The sequence below is a fragment of the Paraburkholderia sp. JHI2823 genome (assembly GCF_038900695.1).
Taxonomy (GTDB): Bacteria; Pseudomonadota; Gammaproteobacteria; order Burkholderiales; family Burkholderiaceae; genus Paraburkholderia; species Paraburkholderia mimosarum.
Genome location: NZ_JAYMRY010000429.1, coordinates 1 through 255 on the forward strand (window position 1 = coordinate 1; position 255 = coordinate 255).

Sequence of the window (255 nt, forward strand, 5' to 3'; positions counted from 1 at the left end):
GCCGCGATGCGTGACCACTGCTCGCGGAAAGTCTCGATTAGCACAGCGGGAAGTCGCTCGGCGATCCGCTCGAGGGCGGCAACCACACCGTTTGCCAGAGCGGCCCGGCCGAGCGGCATAATTTCACTGTACTCGGTAAGCAAGCCGCGAAGTGCATTGATCTGGGCGGTACGGAACTTGACCAACTGCTGACGGATGCGGTGAAGCGCCAGAACCGCTTGCTGTGCTTCACTTTTTACCGCAACGGTTTTGACA

1 pseudogene is annotated in these 255 nt (G+C 59.6%); it reads right to left on the reverse strand.

The annotated features are described in order from the left end of the window. Positions 1-255, reverse strand: a pseudogene (locus VSR34_RS39285) (IS110 family transposase); the annotation flags it as partial.